13 protein-coding genes are annotated in these 16,233 nt (G+C 36.3%); 3 read left to right on the forward strand and 10 right to left on the reverse strand.

The window, feature by feature from the left end; genetic code table 11:
- Nucleotides 1-36: 36 nt before the first annotated feature.
- The 6 genes from meaB to KD050_RS01600 all read right to left on the reverse strand — a co-directional run bounded on the left by meaB (nucleotide 37) and on the right by KD050_RS01600 (nucleotide 8,646).
- On the reverse strand, nucleotides 37-1,131 hold the full coding sequence (gene meaB / locus KD050_RS01575; protein WP_211894531.1) for a methylmalonyl Co-A mutase-associated GTPase MeaB: 1,095 nt from the start codon (nucleotides 1,129-1,131) through the stop codon (nucleotides 37-39).
- Nucleotides 1,131-3,290, reverse strand: a complete 2,160-nt coding sequence (gene scpA / locus KD050_RS01580; protein WP_211894532.1) for a methylmalonyl-CoA mutase — start codon at nucleotides 3,288-3,290, stop codon at nucleotides 1,131-1,133. The genes meaB and scpA overlap by 1 nt, the downstream gene beginning before the upstream one ends.
- Complete coding sequence (locus KD050_RS01585; RefSeq protein WP_211894533.1) at nucleotides 3,277-4,926, reverse strand: methylmalonyl-CoA mutase family protein; 1,650 nt, start codon at nucleotides 4,924-4,926, stop codon at nucleotides 3,277-3,279. The genes scpA and KD050_RS01585 overlap by 14 nt, the downstream gene beginning before the upstream one ends.
- 146 nt (nucleotides 4,927-5,072) lie before the next feature.
- Nucleotides 5,073-6,194 (reverse strand): Ger(x)C family spore germination protein, encoded by a 1,122-nt coding sequence (locus tag KD050_RS01590; protein ID WP_211894534.1) that lies wholly within the window; start codon nucleotides 6,192-6,194, stop codon nucleotides 5,073-5,075.
- Complete coding sequence (locus KD050_RS01595; protein WP_211894535.1) at nucleotides 6,191-7,285, reverse strand: GerAB/ArcD/ProY family transporter; 1,095 nt, start codon at nucleotides 7,283-7,285, stop codon at nucleotides 6,191-6,193. The genes KD050_RS01590 and KD050_RS01595 overlap by 4 nt, the downstream gene beginning before the upstream one ends.
- Entirely contained in the window at nucleotides 7,282-8,646 is a 1,365-nt protein-coding gene (locus tag KD050_RS01600) for a spore germination protein (RefSeq protein WP_235753898.1), read from the reverse strand. The genes KD050_RS01595 and KD050_RS01600 overlap by 4 nt, the downstream gene beginning before the upstream one ends.
- Nucleotides 8,647-8,808: 162 nt before the next feature.
- Between KD050_RS01600 and KD050_RS01605 the strand changes: the two genes are divergently transcribed.
- Complete coding sequence (locus KD050_RS01605) at nucleotides 8,809-9,501, forward strand: ZIP family metal transporter (RefSeq protein WP_211894536.1); 693 nt, start codon at nucleotides 8,809-8,811, stop codon at nucleotides 9,499-9,501.
- Nucleotides 9,502-9,660: 159 nt separating this feature from the next.
- Here KD050_RS01605 and KD050_RS21360 read toward each other — a convergent pair whose 3' ends face one another.
- Entirely contained in the window at nucleotides 9,661-9,783 is a 123-nt protein-coding gene (locus KD050_RS21360) for a hypothetical protein (protein WP_255553358.1), read from the reverse strand.
- 328 nt (nucleotides 9,784-10,111) lie between these two features.
- Between KD050_RS21360 and KD050_RS01610 the strand changes: the two genes are divergently transcribed.
- On the forward strand, nucleotides 10,112-11,899 hold the full coding sequence (locus KD050_RS01610; protein ID WP_211894537.1) for a S9 family peptidase: 1,788 nt from the start codon (nucleotides 10,112-10,114) through the stop codon (nucleotides 11,897-11,899).
- Nucleotides 11,900-12,061: 162 nt separating this feature from the next.
- Here the strand turns inward: KD050_RS01610 and KD050_RS01615 are convergent, their stop codons facing one another.
- Nucleotides 12,062-12,571, reverse strand: coding sequence for a GNAT family N-acetyltransferase (locus tag KD050_RS01615; RefSeq protein ID WP_370627157.1), 510 nt, complete (start codon nucleotides 12,569-12,571; stop codon nucleotides 12,062-12,064).
- A 184-nt stretch (nucleotides 12,572-12,755) separates the two neighbouring features.
- The gene (locus KD050_RS01620; RefSeq protein WP_211894538.1) at nucleotides 12,756-13,235 is read right to left on the reverse strand and encodes a DinB family protein; all 480 of its coding nucleotides are present in this window, start codon (nucleotides 13,233-13,235) and stop codon (nucleotides 12,756-12,758) included.
- Nucleotides 13,236-13,398: 163 nt separating this feature from the next.
- Between KD050_RS01620 and KD050_RS01625 the strand changes: the two genes are divergently transcribed.
- Complete coding sequence (locus KD050_RS01625; protein WP_211894539.1) at nucleotides 13,399-14,001, forward strand: hypothetical protein; 603 nt, start codon at nucleotides 13,399-13,401, stop codon at nucleotides 13,999-14,001.
- Nucleotides 14,002-14,069: 68 nt separating this feature from the next.
- Here KD050_RS01625 and KD050_RS01630 read toward each other — a convergent pair whose 3' ends face one another.
- Nucleotides 14,070-16,070 (reverse strand): ABC1 kinase family protein, encoded by a 2,001-nt coding sequence (locus tag KD050_RS01630; protein ID WP_211894540.1) that lies wholly within the window; start codon nucleotides 16,068-16,070, stop codon nucleotides 14,070-14,072.
- Nucleotides 16,071-16,233: the final 163 nt, after the last annotated feature.

The following is a 16,233-nucleotide window of genomic DNA, read 5'->3' on the forward strand; positions in this document are numbered from 1 at the left end:
CACTCTCCTTTTTTAAACTAGTTTCATCTTATCAGATTATTGGTTAGGATTCGAGGAAAATAAACCATCGACCGCTTGTGAAACCGTAATTTTTTCATCTCGCACTAATTGTTCTAAAGTTGCCATTGAATGTTTTTTTTCCATTGAAGAAAAAAACTCATCATATAAACGATCCACTATCATTGTTTTAAACCATTCTACTGTTTGTTCTTTTCTTCTTTGCTGCCATACAGATCTTTCTTTCATCAGTTGCTGGAAATTAAGTACATTCTCCCAAACATTATCTAATCCTATTTTATACAACGAAGAAACTGCTAATGCTGGAGTCTTCCAATATGCAGAGGAAGGTGCCAAAAAGTGGAGAATTTGCTTATACTCTGCCACTGTTTTCTTCGCTAGCTTCTCATTAGCCCCATCTGCTTTATGGACAATAATAGCATCTGCAAGCTCCATTATTCCTTTTTTCATCCCTTGTAGTTCATCACCAGCACCTGTAAGCGCTAATAACAAAAAGAAATCCACCATTCCACGGACAATTGTTTCGCTTTGACCTACACCAACAGTTTCGACTAAAATCACATCATATCCGGCAGCCTCACATAGAAGCATCGTCTCACGAGACTTTTTATGCACACCCCCAAGCGTCCCAGCAGTCGGCGAAGGTCGTATAAAAGCATTCGGATGCTTTGCAAGCTCCTCCATTCTTGTTTTATCACCAAGTATGCTACCACCTGTCAAAGAGGAACTAGGATCTATAGCTAGTACTGCAACTCTATAACCCTGATCACATAGCATTTTCCCGAATGATTCAATAAAGGTACTTTTCCCTACTCCTGGAACCCCGGTTATCCCTATACGAATGCTATTACCCGTAAAGGGAAGTAAACTTTTTAACAGTTGCTGACCGATAAGCTGTTGATCACTCACAGTACTTTCAACAAATGTTATCGCTTTTGCTAAATGTAATCTGGATCCATTTTGAATAAGCCGGATATATTCTTCTTCATTGATCTCAAGAGGCTTTCTTTTTGAGAACTTTTTAATAGAAGCCTTTCCCATTCCATCATGTTGCGACCTTATACCACCCATCACATGCATAGAAGATTCGTTTTTTTTCTCCGTATTTGACATTAGCCTTCCACTTCCTCGTAGCCAAGACGGTTATAAATCTCCTCAATTACTTTTTGTGCCGCAACAGGTATAACCGTTCCAGGTCCGAAAATCGCAGAAGCCCCATTTTCACGTAGGAATGCATAATCCTGTGCTGGGATAACACCACCAACCACAATTAGTATGTCTTCTCTACCAAGCTTAGCTAACTCCTCTTTCAATGATGGAACCAACGTCATATGCCCTGCCGCTAAAGAACTTACTCCGACAACATGAACATCATTTTCTACTGCTTGAAGTGCTGTTTCTGCAGGTGTTTGGAATAACGGGCTAATATCTACGTCGAATCCAAGATCAGCAAATGCAGTAGCAATAACCTTTGCTCCGCGATCATGCCCGTCCTGTCCCATTTTGGCGATTAATATACGCGGACGACGTCCTTCATTTTCACGGAAGTCCTCTGCCATTTGTTTTACCGCATTAATCTCTTCTGCATCATTAAAGTTCGCACTATATATACCACTCACAGAACGAATCACCGCCTTATGTCTACCTGCCACTAATTCGATTGCATCTGAAATTTCACCAATAGTCGCACGTTCTCTAGCTGCTATAACAGCAGCCTCTAAAAGATTTGTTTCACCAGTTTTTGCCGCCTCTGTCAAATCAGTTAACGCTTTTTGTACTGCTTTCTCATCGCGGTTAGCTTTTACTTCTGCTAGACGTTCCATTTGTTTTTGACGAACGACTGTATTGTCGATATTTAAAATATCAATAGCATCTTCTTGTTCTAAACGATATTTGTTGACCCCAATAATTACCTCTTTTGAAGAGTCAATTTGTGCTTGTTTTTTAGCAGCTGCCTCTTCAATTTTCATTTTAGGTAGGCCAGTTTCAATCGCTTTTGCCATACCGCCAAGCTCTTCAATTTCTTCAATCAAAGCCCATGCCTTTTCCATTAATTCATTTGTTAGTGTTTCGACGTAATATGACCCGCCCCATGGATCGATTACTTTCGTCATATTCGTTTCTTCCTGCAGGAATAGTTGAGTGTTTCGAGCGATTCGAGCAGAGAAATCTGTCGGCAAAGCAATTGCTTCATCTAAAGCATTCGTATGAAGAGACTGTGTATGACCCATTGCAGCTGCATTTGCCTCTACTAACGTTCTCGTAACATTATTAAATGGGTCCTGCTCCGTTAAACTCCATCCAGACGTTTGAGAATGTGTACGAAGCGCAAGTGATTTAGAATTCTTCGGATCGAAGCTTTGCATCATTTGGGCCCATATTCTACGTGCAGCTCGCATTTTCGCTATTTCCATAAAATAATTCATCCCGATAGCCCAAAAAAATGAAAGTCTTGGTGCAAAAGCATCAATATCTATTCCAGCTTCCAGCCCTGTTCGAACATATTCTAATCCATCTGCTAAAGTGTAAGCTAACTCTATATCCGCAGTAGCTCCGGCTTCCTGCATATGATATCCAGATATAGAAATAGAATTAAATTTCGGCATTTTTTGTGCTGTAAAAGCAAATATATCCGCAATAATTTTCATAGACATTTCAGGCGTATAGATATAGGTGTTACGAACCATATACTCCTTTAATATATCATTTTGTATAGTACCTGCTAGCTTCTCAAGAGTTACTCCTTGCTCTTCTGCAGTTACAATATAGAAAGCCAAAATCGGTAAAACTGCTCCATTCATCGTCATCGAAACAGACATTTGATCCAAAGGAATCCCATCAAATAAAATCTTCATATCCTCTACAGAATCTATAGCAACCCCTGCTTTTCCAACATCTCCAGTAACTCGTTCATGATCCGAATCATAGCCACGGTGTGTTGCTAAGTCAAATGCAACTGACAGTCCTTTTTGACCCATAGCCAAGTTTCTTCTATAAAAAGCATTACTTTCTTCCGCTGTTGAAAATCCAGCATATTGACGAACTGTCCATGGCTTTGCAACATACATCGTTGGATATGGGCCCCTCGTGTTCGGTGCAATACCCGGCAGATCATTTAGATGAGAAAGTTGAGACGTATCTTCCTTGCTATACATTTGTTTTAAATGAATTCCTTCATTCGTTAAAAAGGAATCTGCTGCTGATATTTTTGCATAATCTTCTTTAAGTAGCACTTGCTTAATCGATACTTTATCGTAATTAGGCGTTGTCATTTGAATCCTCCTTTTTAGCAAGGGCTAGTAGTTGCTGCCCTTTTTCCAGAAGCGATTGCCCAGCAAAGATACATCCAGACAGCCCGGCATCTAACCAGTCTTCATACTCCTCAAATTTCCCTGCTACATCCATTGGTACAGACAATGTTTCATTTAATATTGCGGGAACTAAACCGGCAGTTTGTTCCTCATTACCAACGAATACTACATAGCCAATATTCTGGTCATCTATCCATTGTTGCAGGTCCACTGGCTTTAAGTTTTCCGGTGCTACAATTGGTGAAATTCCTAATGCTTTTAAATAGCCACTCACAAAGTCCATACGAGTTTTATAGTCTTTTAAAATGCCATAAGGAATAATAGCAGTTTTCAATGGACTTTCTTGAAATGATTTTCGTAATTGCTCAAAAGGTTCAGCAAATCGTTTATAATCAGTTTGTTTAATAGAGGAACTAATTATGTCGTCAGGATTTGCATAAGTATTCGTTCCAATTAACGATTTTTTACGAGTAGAGAGCGCAAACAGTTGCTCCTCCCACTTTATTTTTGCTCGATCTAAAAGTTTTGTTTCTCTATCCTCTATAGTTGTTTCTTTCATTAATGTTAAAAAGTATGTCCACGTTTTTTCAACAAGCTCATTCGTTAATGTGTCCACATAGTAAGAACCACCTGCTGCATCAACAACCCGCTGGATATGTGTCTCTTCTTTTAGTACTAGCTGGATATTACGCGCAATTCGATTGGATGTTGGTGTAGCCCCGGTTAAATAATCATGTGGATACGTCGTCAAACTATCCGTTCCACCAAGAATAGCTGCTAGGGCACTGTTACCTGCACGTAGAATATTAACATTCGAGTCTAATGCTGAGTAAGATCTCAACGAAGTTTCTGTATGTACAGGGATTGCCGCTATGTCCGTTTTTCCATATGCTTGGCCGAAAGCTTGCCAAAGTACGCGGAAAGCCCGAATTTTCGCTATTTCCATAAAGAAATGATTTTCCACTGAAAATTGTACGAATGCTTTTTCTGCAAGTTTCTCGATACTTGTTTTCCCTGCAATTGCATCTGCTTGCACCAGCACGCTTGCTAGCTCGCTAACCACATCACCACCCGCTTGATGGATAGATGATCCATTTAAGAAATACGTTCTAGCATACGGAAGTTCCGCTTCCTCAGCTCCTATTACTAATCCTTTTAGATCAGTAAAATGATTTAAAAACCCCGGATTATCTGTTACATCTAGAATAGCAGTATGCTTCGTCAATAGAGCTGCTAACTCCTCTATTTGATCTGCATTCCAAAAATGTTCCTTTTCTATTTTAAAATGAACTACATCATTCCCTTTTCCAAGCGATTCTATGATTTCTTTGAGTGTCGCTTCACTTGTTGAACCTTCTGCAAATTGAGCGATTGACCATTCAGAAGACTTTTTCGCTTGGCGAACAATAGCCGTTTGGGATGCTGGAATATTTGCCGTATCTGCTAATGAATAAAGCGGTTTCAAAATAATGTTCTCTAATGTTTTTGTAGATAGCGAGTCCAATGTTTTCCCCTTTAATGATTTGAGGGCTACTTGCTCCCATTCTTCAAGTGTTGCATTATTAAACTTCGTTTGTCTCATTTTATCTAATGTCATATGAACGCTTTCGCTTCCCCCTATGTAAAGAAAATTATGCTAACTATATTTTAACGGACAATGATTACATTAGAAAGGGAAACTTCTTTAGAAGTCTGTTGAAACGAAAAACCTCTTTACAAATCGAAAGAGGTTTCTTCGTTCCTTTATTCAATTGCTCCTGTGCCTTTAAGTGATACTTTAACACTCACGTCCAACGGTAAAGTCGTATATGCTTTTTGCCATTCGGAAATCGTGTTTTTATCATATAGCATCATAGTTCTATACCTTAATCCGAAACCCATAGGATCTAGATCTTTTTCTTGAACTGCAGTAAGAAATTCTTCAATCTTTTTTTTCAGTGCCTCGGAAGCTATCTTGTCATACTTATTTAGGTCTTTTAAAGATAGATTTTTATTGGACTGACCAATCACACCAATCATTTTTACGTTCATCTTGATGGCAGTGGGCTGTCCATTGTTCATTAAAATTTTATAATGTACATTTGTTTTTTCCATATTAATGACGAAGGTTAAATCCTCTGATTCTGCTTTATAACTAAATCCACTCATTCCATTTAGAAGAGTATTATAATACTTTGATTGTTCCGAGGATAACTCGAACGGTTTAGATTTTTCTTTAACGACTAAAGATTTATTGACGATTAACTCCTTATTATCTTCAGAAGCTTCTATAAGCGGTAATACTGCATCAATACCATCCGATAGCATATTTCTTCTAAATTCATAAAGGAATGTCGAAGTGATAAAAGGACTGTCCGTGCCGCTACTACCAAAAAAGTTTATGAGTGTAGATGATACTGCAGATTCAGCAGCTGGTTCTATCCGCAAAATAGATTCAGCAGATGTTTTAGCAGCTGCTACCCAGGCAATCATCTGAATATCACTCCGTCTAATAAAGTAATCCATAAAATCCTTTACATTGTCTTGTAGTAAATCTTCATTAATAACAATCATTTTGGCATGCCCAAATTCTAGTACTTTATCGGTATGTGTTTCCAAAATACGAATTGCCTCTGCCAATGTTTCTCCTTCGTGAACTAAATATTCATAATTAGGACCGGTGGATGATTTAATAGAAGCGACAGGTAATGATAATTTTAATGTTACTTTATATCCCCCGTCTTCCTTTTCGGCAGGATCTACACCAATACCTGTAACGAAAACTCGCTTATCAATATCTTTAAATCCACATCCAGCTAATATAGAAATAAATGAGAAGGAAATAGCAACAAAGATTACTTTATAACGTTTAAATCGAAGCTTCATAATTTTGCTCTCCTTTTCACTAAAACTAAGGAGAATATTAATACAGTAAAAAAAATCGGCAAAGACCCATAAAAATAGTTGGATAAGGAAAACAGCTGGTACTGTGTCAAATTTCTCGTTAAAACTAAAGATATTACGCCAAATATAATAACGAAAATATAAGGAGCCAACATTTTACCTTTCCATTGCAACCGCTTAAATTCGAAAATACTCTCTAATAATTTTAGAGCAACATGCCAATGTAATAATAAACTTACAAATGCTATCCCTAAGAAAGATAGGATAAAAATAAATATAACCCTCTCTATTGGACCATATTTCATGCGTATCGAATCGCTAGTGGATAACCATGGAAAAGTAAGATTGGCAATCTGTTCAACCCCGTTATACCCAATTGGTACAAAGAAAGTAGTAAACAAAACTACTGCGCCTGTTGCCCCGATAATTAGGATTTGTTTCCATCCCATTTTATGCTTTTTGGTAAAAAGCTTATTAAAAATGACTAAATCGCTAATCCCTACAAAAATATAAAGTGATGCACCAAATGCCCAATAAGAAGGAACGTGATTCACGTGCATCATGGAAATTTTTATATAGTCCCAATCCAATTTGGGGTTAACATAAAATTTTATTAATAAGAAAAAAATTAAGGGCACAAATAAAACAAGTACAATTTCTGCCATATATAACATACTTCTAGATTTCATCAATACTCCAAATGAAATAACGAGTACGAACGCAAATGTCGTAATAACGATCGACGTTTCAGGAGCGAAAAAAGTAATAATTAAAAATACATACGTAATTAGGGTAATGAGCCCGGCACAAAACCAACATAAAAAAAGGTAAAACAGCACCGGATAGGCAAACCATTTTGGAGTATGTGCTTTCAACATTTCCGGCAAGTTTTTACCAGGAAAAGAATTAAATAATTTGACGATTATATATACGAGTATAGTTCCAATAATAACTGCAGCAATCATAGAAGGAATTGCCCCACTTTTGCTTTCAAATAAAAGAATTTTGGGAACGGAGGCAATGATATTGGAAAACATCGTGAGAAAAATAAAATAATAAAGAAAGCGACTCATTCACTCTTCACCCCTTTTTCACTCCTTCTGCTTTTCCAATACATTTTTAAATAGGGTTCTCCAAAACTTTCTTTATTGATCAAAAACATAAGAATTCCTAAAAAGCCCAGTATAAATCCAACCGTTCCAAAAAATGTCGTAAAAGCTAATAGAATATACCTGCAAAATCTAATTGAAAAACTCATCTCGTTGATAGGGATCACAAAACTAGAAATGGCTACTGCCGACACGATAATAATCATTATATTCGAGGTCAATGCCGCCTCAGTAGCCGCAGTTCCTAGTATTAAACCACCAACAGTAGTAGCTGTGGCACTAATTGCTTTAGGTAGTCTAATACTCGCTTCCGTTAAAAGCTCCATAAATATGAGCATAAATACTACCTCTATAAAAGATGGGTAAGGCACTCCAATTCTACTGCCAGCAACAGTTAAAGCCAACTCTGTTCTAAAAATGTCTGGATTATAGGAAGTGATGGCAACGTACAAAGCTGGTAACACTAAACAGGTTATTAGTCCAAAATATCGAAGTACTAGCGTAAACGATGTAATCCAAAATAAATGATAGTTATCTTCCATGGACACCATGAAATCAAAAAAGACGACCGGTGCAATTAATGCATGAGGACTTCCGTCAATCATCAATATAACTTTACCTGCATCCAAGTTATAACAAATACGGTCGGGTCGTTCTGTCAACATTAAAGTCGGAAATAGCGTAAATCTCTTTCCATTTAAGTAAAGTTGGAGCTCACCTGCCGATTGAATAAGTGGTGCATCTAATTCTTTTAGTCTCTTCCGAATAGACTTTAATATATCTGGCTTTACTGTTTTCTCATCATAAATAATTGCCAAGTCGTTATGTGTTTTATCTTTTAACTCTACGATCTCAATTTTTAGGGAAGGCTCCTTATAACGATGCCGAATGATATTCAAATTGGTAAGAATGTCTTCACTTAAAGCTTGTTGGGGTCCATATACAGTAGGTTCCATAAGGGTTTGTTGCACTGAACTACTGTTTACTTTTTTCACATCTACCAGAAAAAATTGATGTTGAACTGCTATTAATACACTTCCCTTTGTAAGTTCGAGTAGAATTTTTTCATTCGATTTAATCTCTATAATATCGGGCGATGATTGTATATAAGCTCCATAATGTTGTGCTGATTGCATTTCGAAAAATGGCTTGATAATAACATTTTGTAATTTATCTCCATCTACTGTCGTTTTTAAATAAAGGAGAAAAGCTGCTTCTTCTTCTATTTGTAAAGGTATCAGCATAACATCAAAAGAAGGATTCATCTGGCCCTTAAGTTCATCCATTAATCTAGGAGGATCCGATTTCTCTTTTATATTCGTCATATACAAACCTCCAGTAAAGAGAATCTTCGGTATGCATAGGTTAACCGAATGAACACTATTCAATCCTACTGGCAGGAAACTTTAATGAAAAAATTGCTATGGTTTACATATATATTCTGCGTTCAAAGTTACAATTTATTTTAGGCAAGGGAATGATAAATTTTGAGTGTATTAATTCTTGGGGGATTACTATTTTTTAGTGTAAATTTAGGGGCAGGGATTGCTTGGTTAGTAGCTAAAATATTTCATCATTCCGACGAAGGTTTAGCTCTTTTATGCGGAGGATTCTTGGTAGGTCTACTAACACTTGATATAATTCCAGCGGCATTCCATTTATACAATTCAGCAGGTATCGCTCTTGGTATCCTTATGGGATATATGTTTATCCTACTAGTGAACAAATCACTACATTCCTCAAATCAATATAGACCATCTGTCTACTTGCTAACTATCGCCCTTTTCATACATACCATTCCATTAAGTTTAACTATTGGAAACATGCTTGGAGATCCTTCTTTCACAGTCTCCATAACAACCTCCACCATTTTGCACCATATCCCCGAAGGGTTTGCCATCACATCAATATTTATCGCACAAGGACAAAAGATGATAGGTTTACTCCTTTGTTTTATTGGTTTATCTATCTGCTTTAGTTTTTTCATATGGATTGGCAATCATTTACATCTAAACATGAAGGCACAAAGTGTGCTTTTAGGTGTCTCCATTGGTTTGATTGCTCTAACAAGTGTAAAAGAATTTATTTTACATAATATCCGATTGGTATCGATCAGGACATCAGTAACGTTTGTCCTAACAGGGTATCTACTCAGTGTAGCTTTTCATTTGATGTCCTAATTAAACAAGGAATCCTCTGTTTTCTTACTAGTAAATGCCTAAAAGAGAACAAATCGTAAGAATGTGCAACCAAACCATAAAAAAAGGCAGAAGAAAAGGATGACTTTTCTACTGCTTTTTTGTTATTCATGAAATGCGTAATATTTAGGAGCGTACGTGCTATATAGGTCGACATTTTCGTAACATATAGGGCCATTCAGATGCTTTTTTAGCACCTAGTATAATATTTGTTTGATGAACCATGATTTCTTCCATATCAGCCAACGAATAAAGCGGATTCAATATAATTCCCTCTAATGTCTTGGTCGCAAAAATTTTCCTTTATGGAATTAATGGCAACATGCTTTCACTTACAAGTGTCGCTTCTATAAATCCGTTTTGTTTCATATTTTGTATTGTCATAAAATCGCAACGCATTACCCTGTAGTGTTTATTTCACCTAATAATATTTACCCTGGATGGATACTGGGAAAAAGAGTATTTATTTGAGATTGAATAAATACAATTATTTCGCCACTTATCTGATTATATTTAATATTTCGTCAAACACTCAAAACTAGCTTATTTTTATGATAAAATAAACGTATCTTAATAGAATTGGGGAGTTTAAATGGTCAAATTTGATAAGCCTGATGTGGAACAATTTTTTCAAACATTAACTGTAAATAATTTCACTGTAAGTCCTGATGAAAAACAGCTTGTAATTAGTTCAAACCTGAACGGTCACTTTAATATTTGGGGGATGGATTTGCCTAATCAGTTTCCATATCCTCTTACGTTTAATAATCAGAGTGTAGATTTTTTAACATACGCAAAAACTGGCGAGTTTATGGTTGCAGGATTTGATCAAGACGGGGATGAGAATACACAAATTTATGCTCTTTCTCCTCAGGGTGGAAAACTAGTCCCGCTCAGAAAAAATGAAGGAGAGCGCCATTTCTTCAATCACTTAACAAAAGATGGAAAACGTCTTTACTATTCGACTACCACAGGAAACGCAACCTATCTTAATAGTTATATATATGATATAGAAACTGGCGAGGATAAACTTTTACTAGAAGGCAGTATTGCTCCTACCTCTATAGAAGCTGTCTCTCCAGAAGAAAAATCTTTTGTCTCAGGTAAACAATTTGGAAATACTTACTCTTTAGCCTATGTCCATATAGGTGATGAGACACTTTTAATGACTCCAGAAACGAAAGAACAGCATACAGTTTCAGACGGGCTTTATATATCAGAATCAGAAATCTACTTTTTAACTAACTATGATTCAGATTTGACCTATTTAGCTAAGTTCGACATAGAAGCGAAGGAATTTAAAAAAGTTTTAGAAATCAATAAAGAGGATTTTTCTAGTATACATTTTTCTAAGAAAGGTAATTCCCTCTATTTAGTTGGATCGTACGGAGTAGAAGATCGCCTTTATGAATACCATTTAAAAAGTGAAGAACTTAACGAAATCAAAACACCAACAAGTGTCGTAGAAAAAGTAATCGTCATGCCTACGGGTAATCTCTATGTCCAAGGCCGAACATCTACTAGACCAAATAATGTCTTTGTATCAAAAGATAATGGTGAATCATGGGAAGAGTTAACTCAATTCCGTGTACCAGGGGTTCCAGATGAAATGCTGGTAGAACCTACTATTTTAAATTACCCTTCTTTTGATGGTTTAGAAATTGAAGCACTACTTTTCAAAGCAAAAGAGGAATATTCCAATGGTCATGTCATTCTTTGGCCACATGGTGGTCCTCAATCCTTGGAGAGAAAATGGTTTCGCTCTATGTTCCAATTCTTGCTCAATAGAGGGTATTCCATTTTCGCTCCAAACTTCCGGGGATCTTCTAACTATGGCTTGGAGTTTATGAAATTAGTAGAAGGAGACTGGGGGCATGGGCCGCGACTAGATAATTTGGAAGGTTTGGAATGGCTGATCAAAGAGGGGTATGCAGACAGAGATAAAATTCTACTCCTAGGGGGCAGCTATGGTGGCTATATGTCACTTTTACTACATGGACGTAATGCCGAATACTTTAAGGCAGTTGTAGATATATTTGGTCCTAGTAATCTATTTTCCTTTGTAGAATCTGTGCCAGAGTTTTGGAAACCTTTCATGATTCAATGGGTAGGTGATCCAGTAAAAGATAAAGATAAATTTATAGAAGATTCTCCAATCACTTATTTAGACGGGATGACAAAACCTATGCTAGTTATTCAAGGGGCTAATGATCCTCGTGTTGTGCAAAAAGAATCTGACCAAATTGTCGCGGCATTAAAGGAAAAAGGAAGAGATGTTGAATATATTGTTCTACCAGATGAAGGTCATGGCTTTTCGAAAAAGCAAAATGAAATATACGTATATGGTAAAATGCTCGAATTCTTAGATCGATTCATCTAGAAAGAATATATTACTGAACAAAAGAATAAATAAATTACAGTAAGAAACAATGCTTGATACCACTGGCGGCGAGGTATCAGGCATTGTTTTCTAACTGCTTCTCTTCCCTTAAATATTCTAAAGTTTCATCTCATTCCAGATTAAATCTTCCCATAACCACGGTTATTGACCATCTGAAAGGATTTTGTCATTTTCTAAAATGCCTTCCATTTTAAAACCATATTTTTTATAGAGATTTACCGCTTTTTCATTAGTCTCTAAAACATTCAACGTTACTTTATTAATTCCATTCGAATCCGCCCAATCAATAGATTCTTTTAATAGGTTTGTTCCAATACTTAAACCCCAATAATCTTTTAGGACACAGACTCCGAACTCTACCTTATGGGCAAATCTTTTAAGGTCATTTCCTTCACATCTTGAAAACCCTACAATACGATCGTTATTAACAGCTACTAGAAAAAGATTGTTCATTTTGGCAGTATCTGTTTTTATTATCTCCTCAAAACCAGCTGTATCTATGTATGCTTCGCCTTTTTCCCTATCCAGATTTTGAGTTTCCCCATCAATCTGTAACCTTACTTCAGACAATTCTTTTGCATCTTTATTCATAGCTGGTCTTATAGAGTAGCAAATCCCGTTCACATTATATTCTTTTTGACTGTTTTTCATCTTTAACCCCTCCTCCATGTATTTTACAAGACCTATTTCCATCATGAATATAAAAAGATGTGCACCAGGTATAATGCACATCCTTTTTTTATAGTACTTACTACTGGGCCATGTTCATGTACCCAATCCTTCATCGTATGAGTCTGAATCAAATCAAAATGTTTTCTCACACAGCATAAAATAATTAGCCTTGTCTCTCTTCTTTTGTTGGTCCCATTACACCAGGCACAGGCAGTCCTGCTTGGCGTAGAAGTACAGTCATTTGACCGCGGTGGTGTGTTTGATGGTCGATAAGTCCACGAAGCAAAGCTCCTCGAGTTGTTTCTCCTGCAAAGCTTTCAATCTTCTCAACCAATTTCTCATCTGTAAGATTGCTTTCTGCTTCGCTCTTTACAGCTTCAACAATTTTTTTATAGGTTTCCACAATATCAATAACTTTAATTTGTTCTTTATTTCCCTCAATTGCTGATTTAACATTTAATCCTACTAAACCTGCGAAAAAAGCTGGACTTGTTGCAATATGCCATCCAAGCCAGCCAAGAGTACTATGCCCTTCTACAATAGCTTGATCTAACTTATCATCTGATAGTGAATGGAGAACTCTAAGTGTCCCTTCTGATGCAACAGACCAATCTGCTATAAAATCATTTACCGTTCTATACATTTATACCGACTCCATTTCGTTAATATTATCTTTATCATTGTAATTATTATCCCTGTAATATTCAACTTTAGTATTCCCACACTATAAGAATATATAAGACATATTTTACTTTCAAGTATGCATAGATTAGTAGATATGTTCCAATTACGAAAGGAGATTTACTTTGGAGGATGATACGCAGAAAAACACTTATCAACGATGGTGGTTTATTTTGTTAATCTTATTTTTTGGAATAATAATCATTGAAAATATAATTGATAATACAGAAGAAGTAGAAACTGTTAAAGTGGACATTTCCACCTTACCATTTTATAACAAAATGGCAAAAGAAGAGCTAAAAGAAAAAATGGCACAGAGCCATAAAACTCCCGAAGTGGTTGCAGCGGAAATAATTATGAAGGATTTCGGAACAACGAACCTAGAGAAGGAAAATGCTGTTCTATCGTCTAGATTTGAAGGTGGTGTAGTCGAAACAATTGCACTGGAAGAAAATTTTAAGTCTGCAGAATCATTAAAACGATCTATATGGTACAGTACAGTAGACTTTATGAAGGCTATGAATTCTCAAGATGAGGTTATTCAAGCTACCTTGATAGTACAAGCCCCACTCACAGATCATTACGGAAATGTGGAAAATGGAGATGTTATGGTAGTACTAATGAGCAAGGAAACGTTAAATAAAATAAACTTTAACAACTTTAATGCAGAAAATATCTCAGCCGTGGCAGATAGCTACTGGGAGCATCCTGCTTTATCAGCTGAGTAATTCGACATTTCCTTGGTATAAACCCCCACTTCAAAATGAAATGGGGGTTTATGCCTTTCTATCTTAAGTTATCTATCACTTTTCATCAATCGTATAGCCTGTATAGATAATCGGACTAGTAGTACCGCACATAAAAATAATCCAACATATGCAGCTGTGTTCAAGTAGATAGCAAATTCTGCCTCTATAAATTGACCAATCGCTAATAATGCTACCGATATAATTCCAAATGTAATACCGACCATAAGTAAGATGAAACGAGAAAATAATTGTGTGACAAACATAGAATTACTCTTATCCGAAAATATATCATGGTGTAATGTTATTTTGCCACTTTCCACACGCTGGATGAGATGATCCACTCGTCTTGGTATTTTACGGAGCGTTGGCAGCAGTAATGCAAATTCCTCTTCTAAACGTTCAAAGGTCTGCTTCGGTTCTTTAAATGGTTTTTTCCATAATGATGCCATATACTCTGTTGAATACTCTTTTGCTTCATTAAAAATATCAAAGTCTCTTTTTATCATGTGTAATGTGCCGTCGAGTGTAACGATAGCTCTTAGCGCAATTCCTACGGATGGATAGAAAGATAAACCAAACTTATTAACCACTTCAAAAAACGCTTGAATCAGTTCCTCTGTTGGAATATGCGCAATATAAGAAGTTCTTAATAATAATTGCGCCATTGCATGTTCCAATTTCTCACGTTCAATATGATCTACATTCTCTACTAATAGGGATAGTGCATCATATAAAATATCCGAATCATTATGTTGAATTCCCAATAAAAATAACTTCATCCCCTCCTGCTGAGGTTGCGCTAAGCGGCCAACAGCTCCGAAGTCTAAGAAAATAGGAGTTCCATCAACATCGTCTATAAAGATATTGCCTGGATGTGGATCTGCATGGAATATTCCAGAATACAGTAACTGATCAAAAAAAGAATATAGAACAGTCCTTGCAAACTGTTTTCTATCCACTCCAAGTGAACTGAAAAGTGTATCCCCATTTGCCACACTTTGTCCATGAACATATTCGAAAACGATCAGATGATCATTGCTGAGTTCTGAATATATATGAGGTATTTTCACTGTATATGAACTATCTTTTAAGGCAGTTGTCACTTGGAGTGCATTTCGCATTTCAATCTCAAAATCAACTTCTTCTCTAAGATTTTCCGCAAAGCCAAGTGCAAGCTCACGAAACCCTAACTTTTCAGCCCATGTAGATTTATCAGAGAACCATGTTGCGAAGTCTACTAATATATTTAAATCATCTCGCATCATATCTTTTATATCAGGTCGTAAAATTTTTACTACCACTTCTTTTTTGTTTGAGCGAAGAATTGCTTTATGTACTTGACCTATCGATGCCGAGGCAATAGGTGTTAGATCGAATTCAACGAACATATCCTCCATTTTATAGGGCAAGAATGACTCCAAAATAGAATTTACTTGTTCATTAGTTAAAGGCTTTACATGCTGCTGAAGGGATTCTAATTCCTTTACGAAAGCAGCAGGCAATATATCCCCTCTTGTAGAAAGAACTTGACCGAACTTCACAAAAATACCACCAGATTGCTCCAATGTATCTTTGAACGCTTTTGCTAGTTCACGCTCACTTTCCTTGAATTTCGAATATTTAATCGTCCGAGAAATACCATTTTTCATCGCAATTTGGACAACCTGCCGTAATCGTCTCTGACCACGCCATTGATTTCGTAAGCGTATCAATAATGATTTATTGCCAGATACTCTTTGCCCCTTTTCTCCAATGGCCATTGGATCAAATAATTCAAAGAAAAGGTAAAGCAACATTGATATTAACAGCATACTTCCGACCCATATTATAGTACTGACATCCATATACGTATATACAAAGCTTTCCGATAAGAAATTCGTTCCACGTAAATAGGCGTACCAATAGACAAAGGAAGTAAAAAATACACTAATTACAACTGCCATAATACGTTTTACAAAGTTGATCTGCGACCCCATCAAACGGCCACTCACAAAAAAGATGAAGCTTGAGATAACTAAAATTTGTACTAATATCTTTAAATAAATCAAAAATGGCACGCCCCTTTCATTCACCCTAAGACTATTCCCTTTCTTTCATTTTAATAATCTTCAGTTCCTTTCACAAATGAAAACCCCAAATGGACATAACTCTGGGATGAATGATAAGCAATTTTAATAAGCAATATAAACTCATGTAGAATTTTTTCTTGAG

This window comes from Psychrobacillus sp. INOP01 (assembly GCF_018140925.1).
In the GTDB taxonomy this organism is placed as follows: domain Bacteria; phylum Bacillota; class Bacilli; order Bacillales_A; family Planococcaceae; genus Psychrobacillus.

What these genes read in the sequence shown, in the direction of transcription:
- KD050_RS01585 (WP_211894533.1), bottom strand. Translation starts at nt 4,926, where the DNA reads ATGACATTAGATAAAATGAGACAAACGAAGTTTAATAATGCAACACTT.
- KD050_RS01620 (WP_211894538.1), bottom strand. Translation starts at nt 13,235, where the DNA reads ATGTATAGAACGGTAAATGATTTTATAGCAGATTGGTCTGTTGCATCA.
- KD050_RS01600 (WP_235753898.1), bottom strand. Translation starts at nt 8,646, where the DNA reads ATGACGAATATAAAAGAGAAATCGGATCCTCCTAGATTAATGGATGAA.
- scpA (WP_211894532.1), bottom strand. Translation starts at nt 3,290, where the DNA reads ATGACAACGCCTAATTACGATAAAGTATCGATTAAGCAAGTGCTACTT.
- KD050_RS01590 (WP_211894534.1), bottom strand. Translation starts at nt 6,194, where the DNA reads ATGAAGCTTCGATTTAAACGTTATAAAGTAATCTTTGTTGCTATTTCC.
- KD050_RS01615 (WP_370627157.1), bottom strand. Translation starts at nt 12,571, where the DNA reads ATGAAAAACAGTCAAAAAGAATATAATGTGAACGGGATTTGCTACTCT.
- meaB (WP_211894531.1), bottom strand. Translation starts at nt 1,131, where the DNA reads ATGTCAAATACGGAGAAAAAAAACGAATCTTCTATGCATGTGATGGGT.
- KD050_RS01595 (WP_211894535.1), bottom strand. Translation starts at nt 7,285, where the DNA reads ATGAGTCGCTTTCTTTATTATTTTATTTTTCTCACGATGTTTTCCAAT.
- KD050_RS01610 (WP_211894537.1), top strand. Translation starts at nt 10,112, where the DNA reads ATGGTCAAATTTGATAAGCCTGATGTGGAACAATTTTTTCAAACATTA.